The following is an 18261-nucleotide window of genomic DNA, read 5'->3' as shown; positions in this document are numbered from 1 at the left end:
TTTTCAAAATATTACTGCCAAAAATCTCCAGAATCATTTCTAATATAGCTTCTTATTCCCGCCTTTATGGGAAGGCCTGTCCGCACACGCAGGCATTACGGTCGAAATGATTCTTTCATAGGTAATCACCACCAACATCAATGGTTATTGCTTTTTAGTTAGCCGCTTTTAAGGCTGCCCATTTCCTCCGGCAGCGCCATATATCTGCCCGGTAGAAAAACTAGCGTCATTCGCAGCGAGCTGAACATAAATTGATGCCAGTTCTGCCGGTTGGCCGGGTCTGCCCAGCGCAGTATCTTTACCAAATTCTTTAAGTTTCTCTGGCGTTGAACCGCCTCCCATTTGTAATGGTGTCCATATCGGGCCAGGCGCAACGCCATTTACCCTGATGCCTTTAGGTCCCAGTTGTTTGGCCAGAGATTTCACAAAATTTGTTGTAGCTGCTTTTGTTTGTGCATAATCATATAGATCTGGTGATGGATCGGTTGCCTGCACCGAGGTGGTTCCAATGATAGATGAGCCTGGTTTTAGATGCGGCAAAGCTGCTTTAATTATCCAGAACGGGGCATATATGTTGGTTTTTATGGTCCAGTCGAACTGCTCACTGGTTAAATCAGCAAGTGAAGGCGTGCTTTGCTGTCTTGCTGCATTGCTAATCAATATATCAAGCCCACCCAGCTGACTTACAGCAGTATCAACCAGCTTTTTACAAAAGTTCTCATCCCTGATATCACCAGGGATGGCAACGGCTTTACGGCCGGCCTTTTTAATCAGCTCAACAACTTCTTTAGCATCTGGCTCCTCTTGCGGCAGATAATTGATCGCCACATCTGCGCCCTCTCTCGCATAGGCAATGGCGGCAGCTCTCCCCATACCAGAATCGCCACCCGTAATCAGCGCCTTTCTGCCCATCAGTCTTCCTGACCCCTTATAACTGGTTTCGCCATGATCGGGCCTGGGTTCCATTTTGCTGGCTAAGGCCGGCCAAGGCTGATTTTGATGGTTAAATGGTGGTCTCGGATATTTTGTCGTAGGGTCTTCAAGCGCGGCAAGTGGCGAATAATAGCTTTCGCCTACTGTTGCTGCAGTTAATGTTGGTGCAATGGCCATACTGGCCAATCCAATACCGAGGCCTCCGATTGCCTCACGTCGTGTAAATTTTTTTTTCCCGTCCATGATGATGTTTTTAATAGGTATAGATATAACCAGATAAAATTTTAGAAGGTTTGGCTTTTTTGAACATTATTAAACAAGCCTGCCACGGCTAAAACTTTTGAGGTATTTTTCTTGTTTTTTGCTAAAGTGCTTCAATGGAAATAGATATACGAAAGAGAAAAATAGGATTAAATTTTAAGGAGAACGGGACTGCCGAAATTCGGCTTTGGGCTCCCCTGGCAGCACAGGTTTCTATTTTAATAGAGAAGCGCGAATTGACTTTAGCCCTGTTTGACGAAGGCTATGGTTATTGGTATTTGCAAACCGATCAGATCAGCAATCAGGATCAATATTGTTTTAAAATTACCACTTTAACTGGCGGCGAAATCCTGAAACGCGCAGATCCGGCTTCTTTGTTTCAGGAAGATGGACCAAACGGGCCATCAACTGCATTTGATTTAAATGCTTTTAGCTGGACAGATGCCGATTGGAAGGGAGTATCTTTAAAAGATTTTATAATTTATGAGCTCCACACCGGAACCTTTACGCCAGGTGGAAATTTTGCAGCCATAGAGGCTAAACTTGATTATCTGGTTGAACTCGGTATTACAGCCATAGAAATTATGCCAGTTGCACAATTTTCGGGCAATAGAAACTGGGGCTACGATGGTGTATTTCCATTTGCTGTGCAAAATACTTATGGTGGGCCCTCATCCTTGCAGCACTTGGTTAATGCCTGCCATGCTAAAGGCTTGGCCGTCATTTTAGATGTTGTTTATAACCACGTAGGGCCAGAAGGGAATTATTTCTCCGATTTTGGTGAATATTTTACTGATAAATACCATACGCCATGGGGTAAGGCCATTAATTTTGATGATGCAGGCTGCGATGCGGTTCGTCATTTCTTTATCGAAAATGCCTTGATGTGGTTCAGGGATTTCCATATTGATGCCCTTAGGCTGGATGCCGTACACGCCATTAAAGATCTGAGCCCGGTGCATATTTTATCGGAGATTAAAACCTGTACTGACAAACTTTCTCTAACGACCGGAAGGATTTACGAATTGATTGTTGAGCTTGATTTAAATGACGAGCGCTATATCCGGGATCAAAGCGAATATGGTTATGGCATGGATGCCCAATGGGTGGACGAATTTCACCATGCCCTTCGCGTTTGTACGGGGCAAGCCAAAGAAGGCTATTATTCAGATTTCAACGGGGTAGCAGATCTGGCTAAATCCTATCGTGATGCGTATGTATACACCGGGCAGTATTCAGCACACCGGCAGAGGAAATTCGGAATGCCTGTACAGCAAGTTTCAGGTGCCAAATTTATTGTTTTTTCACAAAACCACGATCAGGTGGGTAACCGTATGCTGGGCGAAAGAAGCAGTAGCCTGGTCAGTTTCGAAATGTTAAAGGTAATGGCAGGTGCAGTTTTTTGCAGTCCGTTTTTACCCTTGATATTTATGGGCGAAGAATGGGCAGAAACCAATCCTTTCCAGTTTTTTGTAAGCCATAGCGATGAAGAACTGATTGAAGCGGTAAGAAAAGGAAGAAAGGCAGAGTTTGCCGACTTCCATACCCATGGTGAAACACCTGATCCACAGGCGGTGGCGACTTTTGAACGATCCAAGATCGATTGGAAAAAAACAGCGGAGCCAAGTCACAAGGTTATGCTGAGTTATTATAAAACATTAATTGTATTACGAAAACAATTTCCCGCGCTTGCCAACCTGGATCGGAACAATGTACATGCAGAAGCCTTTCCTGATAAAAATTGTCTCGTAGTAAAACGCTGGAAAGACAGCGAAGAAATTTTGGCGCTGTTCAATTTTTCTAAACAGATACAAACTTTATCCATCGATCCCGCATTTCAACAGGCCCCTGTACTGTTAGATTCCGCTTTAACGCAGTGGAATGGCCCAAGCCAGGAATCAAACCCTGTAACGGCTGAAGGACAGATCAATTTATTTTCCGAATCCATTCTTATTCTTTACAAAACACATGTATAAACCAACTTCTACCTATCGGATCCAGTTTCATAAAAACTTTAACCTCCAATCTCTTGATCAAATCATTCCCTATCTCATAGAACTGGGCATTGGTACCTTATATGCTTCGCCAATTTTTGAGGCTATGCCGGGAAGTACACATGGGTACGACGTGGTGAATCCCCTGAAGATAAATCCTGAGATCGGTACCGAGGCAGAATTGATCAGGATTTCAAAAAAGTTAAAAGCTGCAGGCATCAGCTGGCTTCAGGATATTGTGCCTAACCATATGGCCTTCCATCCGGATAATGCCTGGTTAATGGATGTGTTGCAAAAAGGAAAAGCTTCTGATTTTGCAAACTTTTTTGATATTGATCTGCAAAAAGGAGATGGCCGTTTAATGGTTCCTTTTTTAGGCGAAGACCTTGAAGAAGCGATTGCAACGCAGAAATTAACGTTACGCCAGGTTAAAGGCAAATATTACCTTAATTACGGCGAATCAAACTGGCCGGTTAGTTCCGATACGGCTAAGCACCTGTCAACACAAGACCTCGGGAAGATAAATAGTGATGCCAAAGCTTTAACTAAAATTGTCGAAAACCAGCATTACCGCCTGTGCAACTGGCAGGAAACCGACTATAACATTAACTATCGAAGGTTCTTTACCGTTAATGCCCTGATCTGCCTGAACATGCAGCATCAGCAAACCTTCGATCTTTATCACCGTTATATTTTTGAATTAATAGATAAAGGCATTTTCCAGGGCTTGAGGATTGATCATGTTGATGGACTTTACAATCCTGAAGAATATATACAACGGCTTAGGAAAGCGGTAGGTAAAGATATTTACATTGTAGTCGAAAAAATTCTCGAACATGGGGAAATGTTACCGCGAACATGGAAAATACAGGGAACAACTGGTTACGATTTTCTGGCAACGGTAAACAATCTTTTAACGAATACAGCGGCAGAAAAGCCTTTTAACAAGCTTTATCAGGAAGTAACAGGCAAAAAGCTCGATCCGGCTAAGCTGATTTACGAGAAAAAAAGTAATATCTTGTTCAAGCATATGCAAGGCGAGCTGGATAATTTATTTGAAAGCTTTTTAGCTCTTGAATTGGCTGATTTTTCAGCCATTAACCAAGCCGATCTTAAAAGAGCATTCGCCGAAATGCTGATCGCCATGCCTGTATACCGATATTATAACTATCGTTTTCCCCTGGCGGAGGCAGAAGCAATTCATGTTCAAAATCTGATTAAACCACTTCTCCACCATGAAAAACTGGCTAAAGCAGGAGAATTCCTGCATAAAATATTTTTAGAAATCCCGCAAAAGAAAAACATAGCTGACAACCAAAAATTGAGTCATTTTTTTCAGCGCTGTATGCAGTTTACGGGACCGTTAATGGCCAAGGGTGTAGAAGACACCGCCATGTTTACCTATAACCGGTTTATAGGTCATGCAGAAGTAGGTGATGCACCAGATGCTTTTGGTATGACAGTGGATGCGTTTCATGATGAAATGTACAAACGGCAGCAGGAGTGGCCGTTGAGTATTAATGGAAGTTCTACTCACGATACTAAAAAAGGTGAAGATGTGAGGGCAAGATTAAATGTGCTTACCGATCTACCGGAGGAATGGACGCTGTTGGTGCAGCAACTCAAAAAAACTTTTGCTGTTTTACAGGAAAAAGATACATCTTTCCAGTTATTACATGATAATGATATTTATTTAGTTCTGCAAACTATGATTGGTGCTTTGCCCTTTCATGAAGATGATGATCTTGAAATCGAAAACCGTTTGGCCGAATTTATTGTAAAAGCATTAAGGGAATCGAAAAAGCGGTCAGACTGGGCAAATCCGGATGAAAATTATGAAGATAAACTCACGGAATTTTCGCAGCTGATATTAACTGAACAGCAGGATAGTAATACTTTAATCAGAAATTTTTTAAAACGAATCGCTGATTTTGCAGTCATTAATAGCTTAGTGCAGCTTACCTTGAAATTTACCTGTCCGGGTGTCCCTGATATTTACCAGGGAACGGAATTGTGGGATTTAAGTCTGGTTGACCCCGATAACCGAAGGCCCGTAGATTATGACGAAAGGGTCGCTGTGCTGGCAGCGTTTGATCATCCGATAGATTTTAAAAGCCTTTTAAAGGAAAGATTTTCAGGAAAGATAAAAATGTGGCTAACCCAAACTTTGCTAGGGATCAGAAAAGCGGAGGCAGCTGTTTTTGAACTTGGGGCTTACCTGCCTTTGCAGGTTAAGGGTAATTACAGCAAGCATATCTGTGCTTTTGCCAGGCAATATAAAGCGGAATGGATAATTACTGTGGTTCCTTTAGGTTTTGCCAAATGCTGTAAAAATCAAGCTGTTGAGGCTGATAATTTTGATTGGGAAGATACTGAAATATTATTGCCAAATGAGGCGCCACTTTGTTGGCAAAACCTGCTAACGGGTAAAAAAGAGTTTAAAGATCCATTACATACAGGCATCCGGATCAGCCAGTTATTTAACCATATCCAGTTGGCGGTAATTAAGTTAATTCCTGAAAAAAATCCACGTGCTGCCGGTATACTCATGCACATCAGTGCTTTGCCATCACGTTTTGGTATTGGCGATTTAGGCCGCGGTGCATATCAGTTTGTAGATTTTCTCGCTGCATCACGCCAACGCTACTGGCAGGTTTTACCGCTTAACCCCACCAAAAAAGAAACTGGCTATTCGCCCTATTCCAGCAGTTCTTCGATGGCCGGAAATACGATGCTTATCAGTCCTGAAAGCCTGGTTGAACAAGCGCTTTTAAACGAAAGCGATCTGGATGACTATGCGTTGCCAGAAACCGGAAAAATCGATTTTGATCAAACAGAAAAGAAGAAACAGCAGGTATTGCGTCAGGCTTATCAACTGTTTAGAACCAAAGCCGATGAAAATCTGGTAAATGAATTTAACCTGTTTTGTAAAACCGAAGAAAGCTGGTTAGCTGATTTTTCTGTTTATACCTGCATAAAGGAATATTTTAAGGGTAAAGAATGGTTTAACTGGTCAGAAAAATATAAATTAAAAGATCCCCAAACCATTACTGATTTTGAAAAAAACAATCAGGCGGAAATAGAAGAAATAAAATGGAAGCAGTTTATTTTCTATCGCCAATGGTACCGTTTAAAAGAATACGCCAATGCGAAAGGCATAAGCCTGATCGGCGATCTTCCATTTTACCTGGATTATGATTCAGTTGAAGTATGGGCGCAGCGCGAAAACTTTTTATTGGATAAAAGCGGAAACATGACCGTGGTGGCGGGCGTTCCTCCCGATTATTTTAACGAAAAGGGACAGCTTTGGGGTATGCCGATATACAATTGGGAAAAGATGAAAACCGACGATTTTACTTGGTGGGAAAACCGGTTAAGGAAAAACCAACAGCTGTTTGACCTTCTTCGATTAGATCATTTTATAGCCTTTTCTACTTATTGGCAGGTTGCGGCCGGTAGTAAAGACGCTGTTGATGGGGTATGGAAAACAGGAGTTGGTGCCTCATTTTTTAAAACAATAGAAAGGAAATTAGGTGAACTTGCCTTTATTGCGGAAGACCTGGGTGAAATTTCGCCCGCAGTGGAGCAGTTAAGAAAGCAATTCCGATTGCCAGGGATGAAAGTACTGCAATTCGCATTTGGTGAAGATTTGGCAGGATCGCTACATATCCCACATCAGTTTGAGTCAGCAAATTATATCGCTTACACCGGAACGCATGATAATAATACCACTTTAGGCTGGTTTAAAAATGAAGCGGATTCAAGTGTTAAAGAGCGGCTTTCCAGATATGTAGGCACAGCTGTTAATGAAAAGAATGTGAATGTGACGTTGATCAGGCTCTGTTATGCTTCAGTTGCCAAATTGGCCATGGTCCCTATGCAGGATATTCTGCAGTTAGATGAAAAAGCCCGTATGAACGTACCAGGCGAGGCAACCGGAAACTGGACATGGAGAGCAGATGGAAATTTTATAAACGAGAAAATAATAAACTGGCTGAAAGCAGAGGCTGAACTTTACGGGCGTTAGATAGCTCGTGAAATTAGATGCACATCCAGTTAAGTGGTCCAGGGTAAGCGCAAAACTGTAATAAATAGGAAATTTCTGATGAATTGATGAAAATATAAGAAGAATCTTTTGGGAGGATGACTTCGTATTTAAACAAAATTCTGTTAAATATAAAAATGGCACAAGATTCTTCTTAGAATAAGATAAATGTCATTAAAACCGCTCTTTTTTAAATATATTATCAATTTTAAATGGCATCTAAATTAATAATTATATATTTGCAGCCTTGAAAGTAAGCAATGTCTAATCCTCTTAATCAGAGATTTAAATGTTACTTATAAACAAGCCATAGGAATAAGGCTTTTTTAATTTTTTGAAGACAACCTAAACAACCTGAATGCTTAATTTAGTTCTCTTTGGCCCTCCAGGGGCGGGTAAAGGCACCCAATCTGAAAAGCTGATTGCGAAATATCAGTTGGTACACGTTTCAACAGGCGATCTTTTTAGAGCACACGTTAAAGGAGAAACCGAACTGGGAAAAAAAGTGAGTCAACTGTTGGCCGACGGGGAATTGGTTCCTGATGCCATTACAATTGCCATGCTTGAGGAAGAAGTAGATAAAAATCCTGATGCTAAAGGATTTGTGTTTGATGGATTTCCGCGTACTGTTCCACAGGCAAAGGAGCTTGATCTGTTTTTAGAGCGTAAAGGCAGTAAAATTGCCGGCGTTATTGCTTTAGATGTGGATCAGGAAGAACTTACCAAACGTATTGCTGAACGCCATAAAATTAGTGGCCGTCCGGATGACGATGCCGAAAAACTGAAAAAAAGGATTGCAGAATATTTTGATAAAACCATTCACGTATTGCCTTATTACGAAGCACAGGGAAAGTTGAATAAAGTAAACGGGATTGGTAAAATAGAAACCATTTACAACGATCTTTGCGCAGTGATTGATCAGTACAAGGTTTAATCGATTATTGAATATTAGGTACCCCATATCAGGTATCATAAAAACGCATCAGGTTATTTTAATACCTGATATCATTTCAAAAACATACAGGGAGTTATAATGTTAAAAACGTTATAACTCTTTAATTTTAAAGGAATAGTTGTTTTAACTTTCCATTATTAAACATTACAATAGTAAAATATGTCACAGGGTTCAAATTTCGTAGATTATGTAAAAATTTGTTGTCGTTCTGGAAAAGGCGGCGCTGGTTCGGCACATTTACATCGTGATATTTTAACGTCAATGGGTGGGCCCGACGGTGGTGATGGCGGTCGCGGCGGCCATATTATTGTTAAAGGCAGTATCCATATCTGGACATTATTACACCTTAAATACCGTAAACATATTATTGCCGAAGATGGAGGTGCGGGTGGTAGTTCGCATAAATCCGGTAAACAAGGGAAGGATGAGATCTTAGAAGTTCCTTTGGGTACCATTGCCAAAGATGCAGAAACCGGAGAGGTCCTTTTCGAAATTACCAAAGACGGCGAAACCAAGATTTTAACAGCAGGCGGACGTGGTGGTTTGGGTAATGCGCATTTTAAAAATGCTGTTCAGCAAACACCTCGCTTTGCGCAACCGGGCGAGCAGGGTCAGGAGGTTTGGAACATTTTGGAATTAAAAGTTTTAGCAGATGTTGGCCTGGTTGGTTTCCCAAATGCAGGGAAATCTACTTTGCTTTCTGTCGTTTCTGCGGCTAAACCGGAAATTGCCGATTATCCGTTTACCACTATTGTTCCCAACCTGGGTATTGTAAGTTACAGAGGCGGAAAATCTTTTGTTATGGCCGATATTCCGGGCATTATCGAAGGTGCATCAAAGGGCAAAGGCTTAGGTTATCGTTTCTTGCGTCATATTGAGCGTAATTCGGTGTTACTGTTCATGGTTCCGGCCGATACCAGCCGCTCCATCAAAGAAGAATACGCCATCCTTAAAAGCGAGTTAGCATCCTACAATCCGGAATTAATGCAAAAACCGCACGTTTTAGCCATTACCAAATCAGATATGTTGGATGAAGAACTGATGGAAGAAATGAAGCAGGATCTACCTGATATTCCTTCCATTTTTATATCGTCAGTAGCTGAAAAAAACATTTTAGAGCTAAAAGATATGCTTTGGAAAGCCATTGAAGGATAAGTACGGGTTGAATGGTGTACTCGTTTTAATCAACTTCATTACCGGTTTTGATTGAGGAGAAAGCACTTGTACAGCCTCATTCGAACGAAGTAAACCGACTGTCGGGAAAAATCTTCCCATCCTTCATCGGGACTTGTAATCGAAAAGATCGGAGGCTGCCGCTGCTGTCGGGTTTATCAATAAGGGGGAGTATCTGACGAATAGTTTCCAGCTGTAAACAAAGCTTTGAATTAATTCCGAAGGCGGTTAGGTCCTCAAATGGTCTGCAACTAGACCAATCCATTCTTTAAATAACCTTTCCCATGCGCCTAATGCACTGACATTGGGGATGATGAAATCACCAGGTTCAAATGCTGTACTGCCCGAAAAATTGGTGGGATAATATTCCAGTTTTTGTTTGGTGAGTCGACCAAAAATCAATTTTGCCCGTGGTATATGCCAGGCACTGGTAATGACCAATATTTTAGCTTTTGGGTTCGTTTTGTTGATGAGGGCGAGGCTATATCTGGCATTCTCAATGGTATTCCTGCTCTGGTTTTCGATTAGAATTGCCGAATCCGGAATACCAATGATTTTCAGGTAATTAACCGCCAAGTCTGCTTCTTTTATCTGGTCGTCTATTAAATTTGCACTTCCGCTACTAATCAATATTTGTTTGATCCGGCCTTTTTTATACAAGGAAAGGGCCTGGAACAATCTGTCACTTGCGCCATTAAAAGTAATTTCATTATTTCGTTTATTTAAACCCGAAAAACCTCCAAGTACTATTCCAATATCATATTTTTCTGGCTTAGGATAACCGGCTTCATAACTGTTTATTGTTGTTCCAACTATAAAACCATTACCAAATAGAAAGAGCGTAAGTAAGGCGCTCATTGCAAATCTTTTCCTTTTTTTAACTTCTTTTGATGCAATTGAAAAAATTAAAAGCACAAAAATCCACACTATCGGTTTAATGAGGAAAAGCAAAATTTTAGACAGGATAAAGACCATGTATAGTTATTATCCGGTAAAACTAAGAAATTTTTGAAGGTAAAGGTTTTGGTATGCACTAATTAATCCATACCAAAAACCAGTTTCTTTTTTGTTTTAGCCTTGTCCTTCCTGAACCTGTCCATTTTCATGTGCATTTTCCAGAATCTCTTTCACATCCGATTTACGCCTTTTAGTAATAGTGTGTTTAAAGTGGGGTACTTCATGTTGAACAATATCTTCTTCAATAGCTTCCACGCCAAAAACTTTTTCCTTTAGTAAATTATATTTGTCTTGAAAACCATAACGAAGGTTTTTGGCACCTCCAGCAATTTTTCTACGTGTGCCTGTACCACTGTCAGGAGCAAATAAAATACTGATTACTGCTCCAGCTGCTAAACCAGCTACTAAGGCCAGGGCTATTTTTGCACTGTTATCTGATTCGTGCTTCAAATATTTTCCGATTAACTTTCTGTATTTCATAAGGTAGTGTTTTTTAAAAGGAACAATTGGTATGTTATAATGTTTGTTTTTTTTGATTTGGAAAGTAAACGCTTTGCCTGTGCCTGAAGAGTTTAAGTTTTAGCAGGGTAAAAAAAACAGACTTTTTACATATGTTTAAAGTTAAAGCGCAATATTTGGATAACTAAAACGGATTGTAATGGTAAAAGCAATAATAAATAAAGAACACTATGCCTGTTCAGTTACAAATGGTTCTCATGAAATTGTAGTAGACGAACCCATAGAATTAGGAGGAACACACAAAGGTTTTGCCCCCAAAGGATTGTTAATGGCTTCTTTAGCCTCTTGCGTAGCCATTACCTTAAGGATGTATGCCGATAGAAAAGAATGGCCGATTGACAAAATTGAAGTAGAAGTAAACGTTGATACTGAAAACGGCGAAACGATATTTCTGGAAGAAATTACCTGCACCGGCGTGCTTACTGAAGAACAGAAAGTGAGGTTGGAGGAAATCGCGGAGAAATGTCCGGTGAGTAAAATATTGGCTGCCGGCCACGAAATCCGATCGAGGGTACTTTAAGTGATGGTGAAAAACTCTTTTACACAATCCTAAAAAGCTTTAATATCTTTGTCATCCACAGTGTTTGCTGCTTTAAAAAACAATTTATGCCTACTGAAATAAAATGCCCCAATTGTGCCCATGTTTTTCCGATGGAAGAAGCTATGGCCGAAGATTACAAAAAAGAGTTACGTGAGAAGGCGGCTGCTTATGCCAGGCAGAAAGATGAAGAATATCAGCGTAAACTGCAGGTTTTTGAGTCAGAAAAACAGCAGCAGCTAAAAGCTTTTGAGGCTAAACTAGCTGAAGAAAAAAACAAGCTTAAGGATAATCTGGAAGAAAATCTGCGGAAAAGTATTTCGGCCGATTTTGAAAACAAGCTGCAGATATTGGAAGGTAATGCGAAAGAAAATGCTGAAAAACTAAAGTTGGCACGCGAAAAGGAACTGGATTTTTTACGCCGTGAGGAAAGCCTTAGGGTGAAAGAAGAAGAGATGGAACTCGCTTTCCAGCGTAAAATGCTGGAACAGCGCAATGAGCTGGTAGAACAGATCCGTAAACAAGAGGCAGAAAAAAATAGCATTAAAGATACCGAACATCAGCTACGCTTAAAGGAACTGGAAAAGCAGCTCGACGATCAGAAAAAACTGGCCGAAGAGATGAAACGCAAAGCCGAGCAGGGGAGTATGCAATTGCAGGGAGAAGTACAGGAATTGATCCTCGAAGAACTGCTCCGTACCAATTACCCTTTTGATTTAATTGAAGAAGTAGGTAAGGGGGTACGTGGGGCAGACTGTGTGCAGGTGGTGCGTAATCAGTTCGGACAGGAATGCGGCAAAATAATTTACGAAAGCAAACGTACTAAAGATTTTGGTGGCGACTGGATTGAAAAACTGAAGAAAGATATGCGGAGCATGGGCATTGATGTAGCGGTAATTGTAAGTCAATGTTACCCAAAAGGGATGGATTGTTTCGGGCAGCGTGATGGGGTTTGGATCTGCTCTTTCGAAGAAGTAAATGCCGTAGCCTATGTATTGCGTGAGGGTATTTTGCGTTTGGCCGGAGCAGTAAAATCGCAGGAAAACCGTGGCGAAAAAATGCACATGTTATACGATTATTTAATGGGTGCAGAGTTTTCTGAACAATGGAAAGCCATTAGAGAAGGGTTTATGAGCATGAAACTATCTATACAGCGCGAGCGCGATGCGATGGAACGTTTATGGAAAGCGCGTGAAAAACAATTGGAGAAAGTACTGTTAAACGCTACCCACATCCGTGGTTCGATAGAGGGAATCGCTGGTAGCGATAGTGTACAGCTGAGTTTAACCGATGAAGATGATACGTTGCTTTTGGAGTAATACGACCAACACCGAAGGTTTTAGCAAGGATTCGTATCGCCACGAACAATGGCATCGGAATAAAAAATTAAATCTCACATACCCGCTCCGGTTCGTGTGGCCACGGACCGGAATATAGTAGACAGTTTATCATTTGATCCAAAACCTTCAAGTTTTAATGTGATATAAATAGCAATAATAAATAAACCATAACATGAATAAAAAAACTAACCAATTCTTTACCCGCTCTAAAATTCTTACTTTAATCTGCACGCTCCTATTTTTTGGGAGTGTTTTCGGGAACGTTCCCGGAGAAAATCTGAAATCTCCGGATGGCGCCTTGGTAGCCACTTTTGCTTTGGCTGAAGGGGGGATACCTACTTATAGCTTGACATACAAAGGAAAAGATGTGATCAAAACCAGTAAGTTGGGTTTAGAACTTAAAGAGGGTAAATCCTTAATGAACGGTTTCTCCATCACCGATACCAAAACCAGCACCTTTAATGAAACCTGGAAACCGGTTTGGGGCGAGGTAAAAGAAATTGTCAATCATTACAATGAATTGGCGGTAACCCTAACGCAAAAAGAAACAAACCGCTATATCATTGTCCGCATGCGTTTGTTTAATGATGGCTTGGGTTTTAGATATGAATTTCCTGAACAGAAAAATCTGGATTATTTTGTAATCAAAGAGGAGAAAACGCAGTTTGCCCTGGCCGGCGATCATAAGGCTTTTTGGCTTCCCGGAGATTACGATACACAGGAGTATAGCACGGTAACTTCAAATTTATCGGAGGTTCGTGGTAAAATGAAAGCTGCGGTAACGCCAAATGCCTCTCAGACTACTTTTTCGCCAACCGGCTTGCAAACACCTTTGATGATGAAAAGCAAAGATGGCTTATACATCAACATTCACGAAGCAGCACTAGTCAATTATTCTTTGATGTCGCTAAACCTGGATGATCAGCATATGATTTTAGAATCGTGGTTAACGCCAGATGCAGTTGGCGATAAAGGTTATATGCAGGCACCCTGTATATCTCCATGGCGGACCATTATCGTGAGTGATAAAGCTGGAGATATCTTAACCTCAAAACTTACCTACAACCTTAACGAACCTACAAAATTCAAAGATGTATCGTGGATAAAACCAACCAAATATGTTGGCGTTTGGTGGGAAATGATTACGGGAAAAAGTACCTGGGCCTACAATGATTTAACCAGTGTGCAATTGGGCGTAACGGATTATTCGAAAACCAAACCCAATGGAAAACATGCTGCGAATACCGCCCATGTAAAAGAATACATCGATTTTGCAGCCAAAAATGGTTTAGATGCTGTTTTGGTGGAGGGCTGGAACGAAGGTTGGGAAGATTGGTTTGGTAAAACAAAAGATGATGTATTTGATTTTGTTACCCCTTATCCCGATTTTGATGTAAAAGAGCTGCACCGTTATGCGGCAAGTAAAGGCATAAAAATGATTATGCACCACGAAACTTCTTCATCTGTTCGTAATTATGAACGTCATTTAGATACGGCCTATAAATTTATGAAAGCCAACGGTTACGATGCGGTTAAAAGTGGTTATGTAGGTAACATCATCCCAAGGGGAGAACACCATTACGGCCAGTGGCTGAACAATCATTACCTGTACGCCATTCAAAAAGCTGCCGAATATAAAATTATGGTGAATGCACATGAAGCTGTCCGCCCGACAGGTTTAGCACGTACCTATCCAAATTTGATCGGAAACGAATCGGCCAGGGGAACCGAATACGAAGCATTTGGTGGTAACAATGCCGATCATACCACCATTTTGCCATTTACCCGTTTAATCGGCGGACCTATGGATTATACTCCTGGTATTTTCGAAACCAAAGTGAGCGTTTATAATCCTGAAAATACTTCTTTTGTACACAGCACTTTGGCGCGTCAGCTGGCACTTTATGTAACGATGTACAGTCCTTTGCAAATGGCAGCCGATTTACCAGAAACCTATAACAAGTATATGGATGCTTTCCAGTTTATTAAAGATGTAGCGGTAGATTGGGACGATACCAAAGTGTTGGAAGCAGAACCCGGCGATTACATTACTTTTGCACGTAAGGCAAAAGGTAAAAATAATTGGTTTGTGGGCCGTACCAATGATGAAGAAGCCCGCACTTCCAGAATCAACTTCAGCTTTTTAGAACCAGGTAAAAAATACACTGCAACGATTTATGCTGACGCAAAGGATGCCCATTATGAAACTAACCCAAAAGCCTATACCATCCGTAAAATGGAAGTGACCAATAAAACAAAATTGACCCAGTATTGCGCCCCTGGTGGTGGATATGCGATCAGTATTATAGCGAAATAAAATGTAAGTGTGGTGTCAGTTGGCAACAACTGGCACCGTTTTGTTGTATCCTTTTTAGCTTTGGTTAACTATTAATAGTGTTAGTTTTAGCCAAGCGGCAACAGCTTATTTATCAGTGAGGTGGCAACAGCTGACCGCAGGCTTAATCCACTTTTTTATTATACCTTATTTATAATATCTTAGCAAAACCATTAAATCAAATCAGCTACTATGCCCAAAATCAAAAACCATATCGAACTTCAATTTTTAAGCGAACCCTCTGATGTTAATTACGGGGGTAAGGTACATGGCGGGATGATGATGAAGTGGATTGATCAGGCTGCTTTTGCCTGCGCCCTGCAATGGAGCCAAACCTATTGTGTAACGGTATATGTGGGGGGAATCAGGTTTTTTCATCCTGTTCATATCGGGCATTTAGTAAAAATGGAAGCACGCATTATTTACACAGGCAAAACCAGTATGCATATCGCCGTTGATGCCTTTTCCAAACCGGTAGAGCAGACTGATTTTGTTAAAAATACACACTGTATTATTGTTTTTGTTGCGGTAGATGACAATGGCCAACCAAAGCCAATCCCCGCTTTTAAACCTAAAACAGAAAAAGAAGTTGCCATGCATGGCTACGCCATTAAATTAATGGAACTACGTAAAAGCATTGATAAGGAAATGGAACCGTATATTGTTTAGGGTTGAGCGGTTAGCGTTTAACGTTCACCACAGAGAAAACAGAGTAAAGGCACCGGGTGCACGGAGTTATTTTTGCGACCATATCAACATTTTATTCTCTGTGATAAATAGCTGATAACTTGGGTTTGATCAATAAGCTCTTCAGAAGATTTTTATAGATATTTTTATTTTCTAATCGTCACCCTGATCCGATAGCTATCGGATCAGGGTCAATTTTACAGTAAAAGATGCTGACCACGAAGTAGCTACAAGGCAATCGAAAACATCATATTTACTTGTAAAATAAATCCGATAGCTATCGGATCAGCATGACGATCTGGTCTATATAAATAATTGCATCAAAAATCTAAATAGTTACCTAAACTTAAGCTATTAAGCTCTTCGAAAAGCGTTGCGAACTTTGCGGTTAAAAATAGAGGCTATTCTGCGATTGGTAAACTAAAACAAAACTTACTGCCCTCTCCAATGGCACTTACTACCCATATTTTTCCGTTTTCAGCTTCAATAAAATCTTTGGAAATGGCAAGGCCCAATCCGGATCCCGACTTATTCTGACCATCGGTTGGCACCTGGAAATACCTGTCGAACAATCTTTTTTGATATTTTTCATCAATGCCTTTTCCAAAATCGCGGACAGCGAATTCAATAAAATTGTCTTTTTGTAAAATATCGATGATTACTTTCGATTTTTCGGAGCTATAGCGCAGTGCATTCGATAAAAAGTTAACCATTACCCAAGCCGTTTTCTGGATATCGGCATTCACATTAGGCAGGTTCTCACCGCAATTGAGCACCAGTTGAATCGATTTATGTTCCGCCTGTAATTTCACCGCATCAATGGCATAATTCGCAATTTCTTCGGGTTTGGTTAGGGCAAAATTGAGTTTTAAATTACCGGTTTCTACCTGCGAGAGATCCAGCAGTTCACTGGTAATTTTTAGGAGCCTGTCGCTATCCTCTTTGATGTGGTGAAGTAACTCTTGCTGCTCTTCGTTCAGCATGCCTACACGCTCATCATTAAGTAATTTCAGGCTCATTTTGATAGATGAAAGCGGTGTTTTTAATTCATGAGACACGGTGGCAATAAAATTAGTTTTGGCTTCATCAAGCTCCTTAAACTGCGTAATATTTTTTAAGGTATAAACGCTTCCTGCCGATTTAGACGAAGCAATCAAGGTATTTTCTTCCTGCTCATCGTAGTTCGGGATGATGATTTCGCGATTTTCCAGCAGAAAATAGGATTCTTTGTCATCAGCATAAATTTTTAAGGTATTGTCATTGGTTTCAGGTTTGATAATCCGTTTGAGCAACTCATTTTTTTGCATCAGTTCGGCTACGTTTTGACCGACTACTTTCTCTTCATCCAGATTCATCAGTTTTGCAGCAAGATGATTCAGAAATAGTACTTCGCCTTTCTCATTTAATCCGATAATGGCATCCTGCATTTGTGCAATGATGGCTTCAATACGCGATTTTTCAGATTTAATTTTGGATAAGTTGCTGTTTTCCCATTCATTTAATTTAACCACCATTTTGTTAAAGGAATTTGCCAGTTCTGTAAACTCATCTTCGTTTTCGAAATGCAAACGCTGTTTATAATTTTTACGACTGATCTGTTTAATCGCTGCGCTAAATTCGGCCAGGGGGTTGGCCACAAAACCCGGAAAGTTGACAATGAAAGTAAAGAGGATGATAAAACTTAGTGTGGCCGCTATCATGATGTAAAGGTTTGCCCGCGACGAGGCTTCGTTTGCCAGTTCATTTTTATCATAAATGGCTTTCATGTTAACCTGTTCTATATTTTGCAGTGCAACACGCAAATTTTTGATATCACTTTCCTTAACCGTTAAAGATTTTGAACCTTTTAGTGCATTGAACGCTATTTCTAATTTCCTGAAAGCCGCTTTTTCACCAGGTTCGGTAATGTTCAAACCCTCGTTTTTTAGGTTTTCGGTAAAAATAGTCAGCTGTGTGGGGCTTAATGGAAAAGCATGCTGGTCGATCACATTGCGCATAGCGGCAACATATTTCAAAGATTTGTAATTGTCTTTCAGAATTACCTTCGATTTGTCGGAAAGCTCATTTAAGAAAAAGAGTGCAATTAATCCGAAAGATAAAACGATGATAAAGAGAAAGCCGAATCCGAGTCGGAGTTTGGTTTTTATTTTCATGATGACTTGGTTAACCGCAAAGAGGGAAAGTTTTTCGCGAAGAACGCAAATTAATTGCTCTCTTTTCGTGGTAAAAGTTGCTTATAATTAAATCTGTTTACCGATGAACTAAATTACATAACAAAGGTTAGATAAATAGCATCTGTTTAGCTTGTCATCAATAGTAATGCCAGTGCGTTTTGCTTGTATATAAGTTGTTGATTAGTAGTTTTTTGTGTTGTTTTTGTGGTGTTGTTCAGCAAAAAAACCTTTTCATTTCGGGAGGGTTTTTACCATTATGAACAATTGTTGCCGAATGTTTACCGCACTGTTCTATGTGTCTAAACCCCTGCCCGTTGCAGGCGGGTGATCGTAGCGAACACGGAGTGCAA

12 protein-coding genes are annotated in these 18261 nt (G+C 40.5%); 8 read left to right on the top strand and 4 right to left on the bottom strand.

Annotated features, from left to right (window positions below; translation table 11 throughout):
- Positions 1 to 168: 168 nt before the first annotated feature.
- Positions 169 to 1176, bottom strand: a complete 1008-nt coding sequence (locus tag ACK1I8_RS13775) for an SDR family oxidoreductase (RefSeq protein ID WP_412465942.1) — start codon at positions 1174 to 1176, stop codon at positions 169 to 171.
- A gap of 134 nt (positions 1177 to 1310) precedes the next feature.
- On the opposite strand from ACK1I8_RS13775, the gene treZ reads away from it, so the two are divergent.
- The 4 genes from treZ (at position 1311) to obgE (ending at position 9343) form a co-directional block, all read left to right on the top strand.
- Complete coding sequence (treZ, locus tag ACK1I8_RS13770; RefSeq protein WP_412465941.1) at positions 1311 to 3170, top strand: malto-oligosyltrehalose trehalohydrolase; 1860 nt, start codon at positions 1311 to 1313, stop codon at positions 3168 to 3170.
- Entirely contained in the window at positions 3163 to 7215 is a 4053-nt protein-coding gene (treY, locus tag ACK1I8_RS13765; RefSeq protein WP_412465940.1) for a malto-oligosyltrehalose synthase, read from the top strand. The genes treZ and treY overlap by 8 nt, the downstream gene beginning before the upstream one ends.
- A gap of 376 nt (positions 7216 to 7591) precedes the next feature.
- Complete coding sequence (locus ACK1I8_RS13760) at positions 7592 to 8167, top strand: adenylate kinase (RefSeq protein WP_412465939.1); 576 nt, start codon at positions 7592 to 7594, stop codon at positions 8165 to 8167.
- Positions 8168 to 8347: 180 nt separating this feature from the next.
- Positions 8348 to 9343, top strand: coding sequence for a GTPase ObgE (obgE, locus tag ACK1I8_RS13755; protein WP_412465938.1), 996 nt, complete (start codon positions 8348 to 8350; stop codon positions 9341 to 9343).
- A 246-nt stretch (positions 9344 to 9589) separates the two neighbouring features.
- Here the strand turns inward: obgE and ACK1I8_RS13750 are convergent, their stop codons facing one another.
- Positions 9590 to 10219: a YdcF family protein gene (locus ACK1I8_RS13750; protein ID WP_412465937.1), complete on the bottom strand. Its 630-nt coding sequence runs from the start codon at positions 10217 to 10219 to the stop codon at positions 9590 to 9592.
- Between the two features lie 213 nt (positions 10220 to 10432).
- Positions 10433 to 10798, bottom strand: coding sequence for a YtxH domain-containing protein (locus tag ACK1I8_RS13745; protein ID WP_412465936.1), 366 nt, complete (start codon positions 10796 to 10798; stop codon positions 10433 to 10435).
- 178 nt (positions 10799 to 10976) lie between these two features.
- Here ACK1I8_RS13745 and ACK1I8_RS13740 point away from each other — a divergent pair, with 178 nt between their 5' ends.
- The 4 genes from ACK1I8_RS13740 to ACK1I8_RS13725 all read left to right on the top strand — a co-directional run bounded on the left by ACK1I8_RS13740 (position 10977) and on the right by ACK1I8_RS13725 (position 15719).
- Complete coding sequence (locus ACK1I8_RS13740; RefSeq protein ID WP_412465935.1) at positions 10977 to 11357, top strand: OsmC family protein; 381 nt, start codon at positions 10977 to 10979, stop codon at positions 11355 to 11357.
- 86 nt (positions 11358 to 11443) lie between these two features.
- Positions 11444 to 12694 carry a DUF2130 domain-containing protein gene (locus ACK1I8_RS13735; protein WP_412465934.1) on the top strand — a complete coding sequence of 417 codons (1251 nt, stop codon included), beginning with the start codon at positions 11444 to 11446 and terminating at the stop codon, positions 12692 to 12694.
- Positions 12695 to 12887: 193 nt separating this feature from the next.
- Positions 12888 to 15032, top strand: coding sequence for a glycoside hydrolase family 97 protein (locus ACK1I8_RS13730; protein WP_412465933.1), 2145 nt, complete (start codon positions 12888 to 12890; stop codon positions 15030 to 15032).
- 210 nt (positions 15033 to 15242) lie between these two features.
- Positions 15243 to 15719 (top strand): acyl-CoA thioesterase, encoded by a 477-nt coding sequence (locus ACK1I8_RS13725; protein WP_412465932.1) that lies wholly within the window; start codon positions 15243 to 15245, stop codon positions 15717 to 15719.
- Positions 15720 to 16138: 419 nt separating this feature from the next.
- On the opposite strand, the gene ACK1I8_RS13720 is transcribed toward ACK1I8_RS13725, so the two are convergent.
- Positions 16139 to 17890 carry an ATP-binding protein gene (locus tag ACK1I8_RS13720; RefSeq protein ID WP_412465931.1) on the bottom strand — a complete coding sequence of 584 codons (1752 nt, stop codon included), beginning with the start codon at positions 17888 to 17890 and terminating at the stop codon, positions 16139 to 16141.
- Between the last annotated feature and the right edge of the window lie 371 nt (positions 17891 to 18261).

This window comes from Pedobacter sp. KLB.chiD, from assembly GCF_047040275.1.
Lineage (GTDB): Bacteria > Bacteroidota > Bacteroidia > Sphingobacteriales > Sphingobacteriaceae > Pedobacter.
The sequence above is the reverse complement of the archived record's forward strand: the minus strand, read 5'-3'. Positions and strand labels throughout refer to the sequence as shown.

What these genes read in the sequence shown, in the direction of transcription:
- ACK1I8_RS13720 (WP_412465931.1), bottom strand. Translation starts at nt 17,890, where the DNA reads ATGAAAATAAAAACCAAACTCCGACTCGGATTCGGCTTTCTCTTTATC.
- ACK1I8_RS13750 (WP_412465937.1), bottom strand. Translation starts at nt 10,219, where the DNA reads ATGAGCGCCTTACTTACGCTCTTTCTATTTGGTAATGGTTTTATAGTT.
- ACK1I8_RS13725 (WP_412465932.1), top strand. Translation starts at nt 15,243, where the DNA reads ATGCCCAAAATCAAAAACCATATCGAACTTCAATTTTTAAGCGAACCC.
- treY (WP_412465940.1), top strand. Translation starts at nt 3,163, where the DNA reads ATGTATAAACCAACTTCTACCTATCGGATCCAGTTTCATAAAAACTTT.
- ACK1I8_RS13730 (WP_412465933.1), top strand. Translation starts at nt 12,888, where the DNA reads ATGAATAAAAAAACTAACCAATTCTTTACCCGCTCTAAAATTCTTACT.
- treZ (WP_412465941.1), top strand. Translation starts at nt 1,311, where the DNA reads ATGGAAATAGATATACGAAAGAGAAAAATAGGATTAAATTTTAAGGAG.
- ACK1I8_RS13740 (WP_412465935.1), top strand. Translation starts at nt 10,977, where the DNA reads ATGGTAAAAGCAATAATAAATAAAGAACACTATGCCTGTTCAGTTACA.
- ACK1I8_RS13760 (WP_412465939.1), top strand. Translation starts at nt 7,592, where the DNA reads ATGCTTAATTTAGTTCTCTTTGGCCCTCCAGGGGCGGGTAAAGGCACC.
- ACK1I8_RS13735 (WP_412465934.1), top strand. Translation starts at nt 11,444, where the DNA reads ATGCCTACTGAAATAAAATGCCCCAATTGTGCCCATGTTTTTCCGATG.
- ACK1I8_RS13775 (WP_412465942.1), bottom strand. Translation starts at nt 1,176, where the DNA reads ATGGACGGGAAAAAAAAATTTACACGACGTGAGGCAATCGGAGGCCTC.
- ACK1I8_RS13745 (WP_412465936.1), bottom strand. Translation starts at nt 10,798, where the DNA reads ATGAAATACAGAAAGTTAATCGGAAAATATTTGAAGCACGAATCAGAT.
- obgE (WP_412465938.1), top strand. Translation starts at nt 8,348, where the DNA reads ATGTCACAGGGTTCAAATTTCGTAGATTATGTAAAAATTTGTTGTCGT.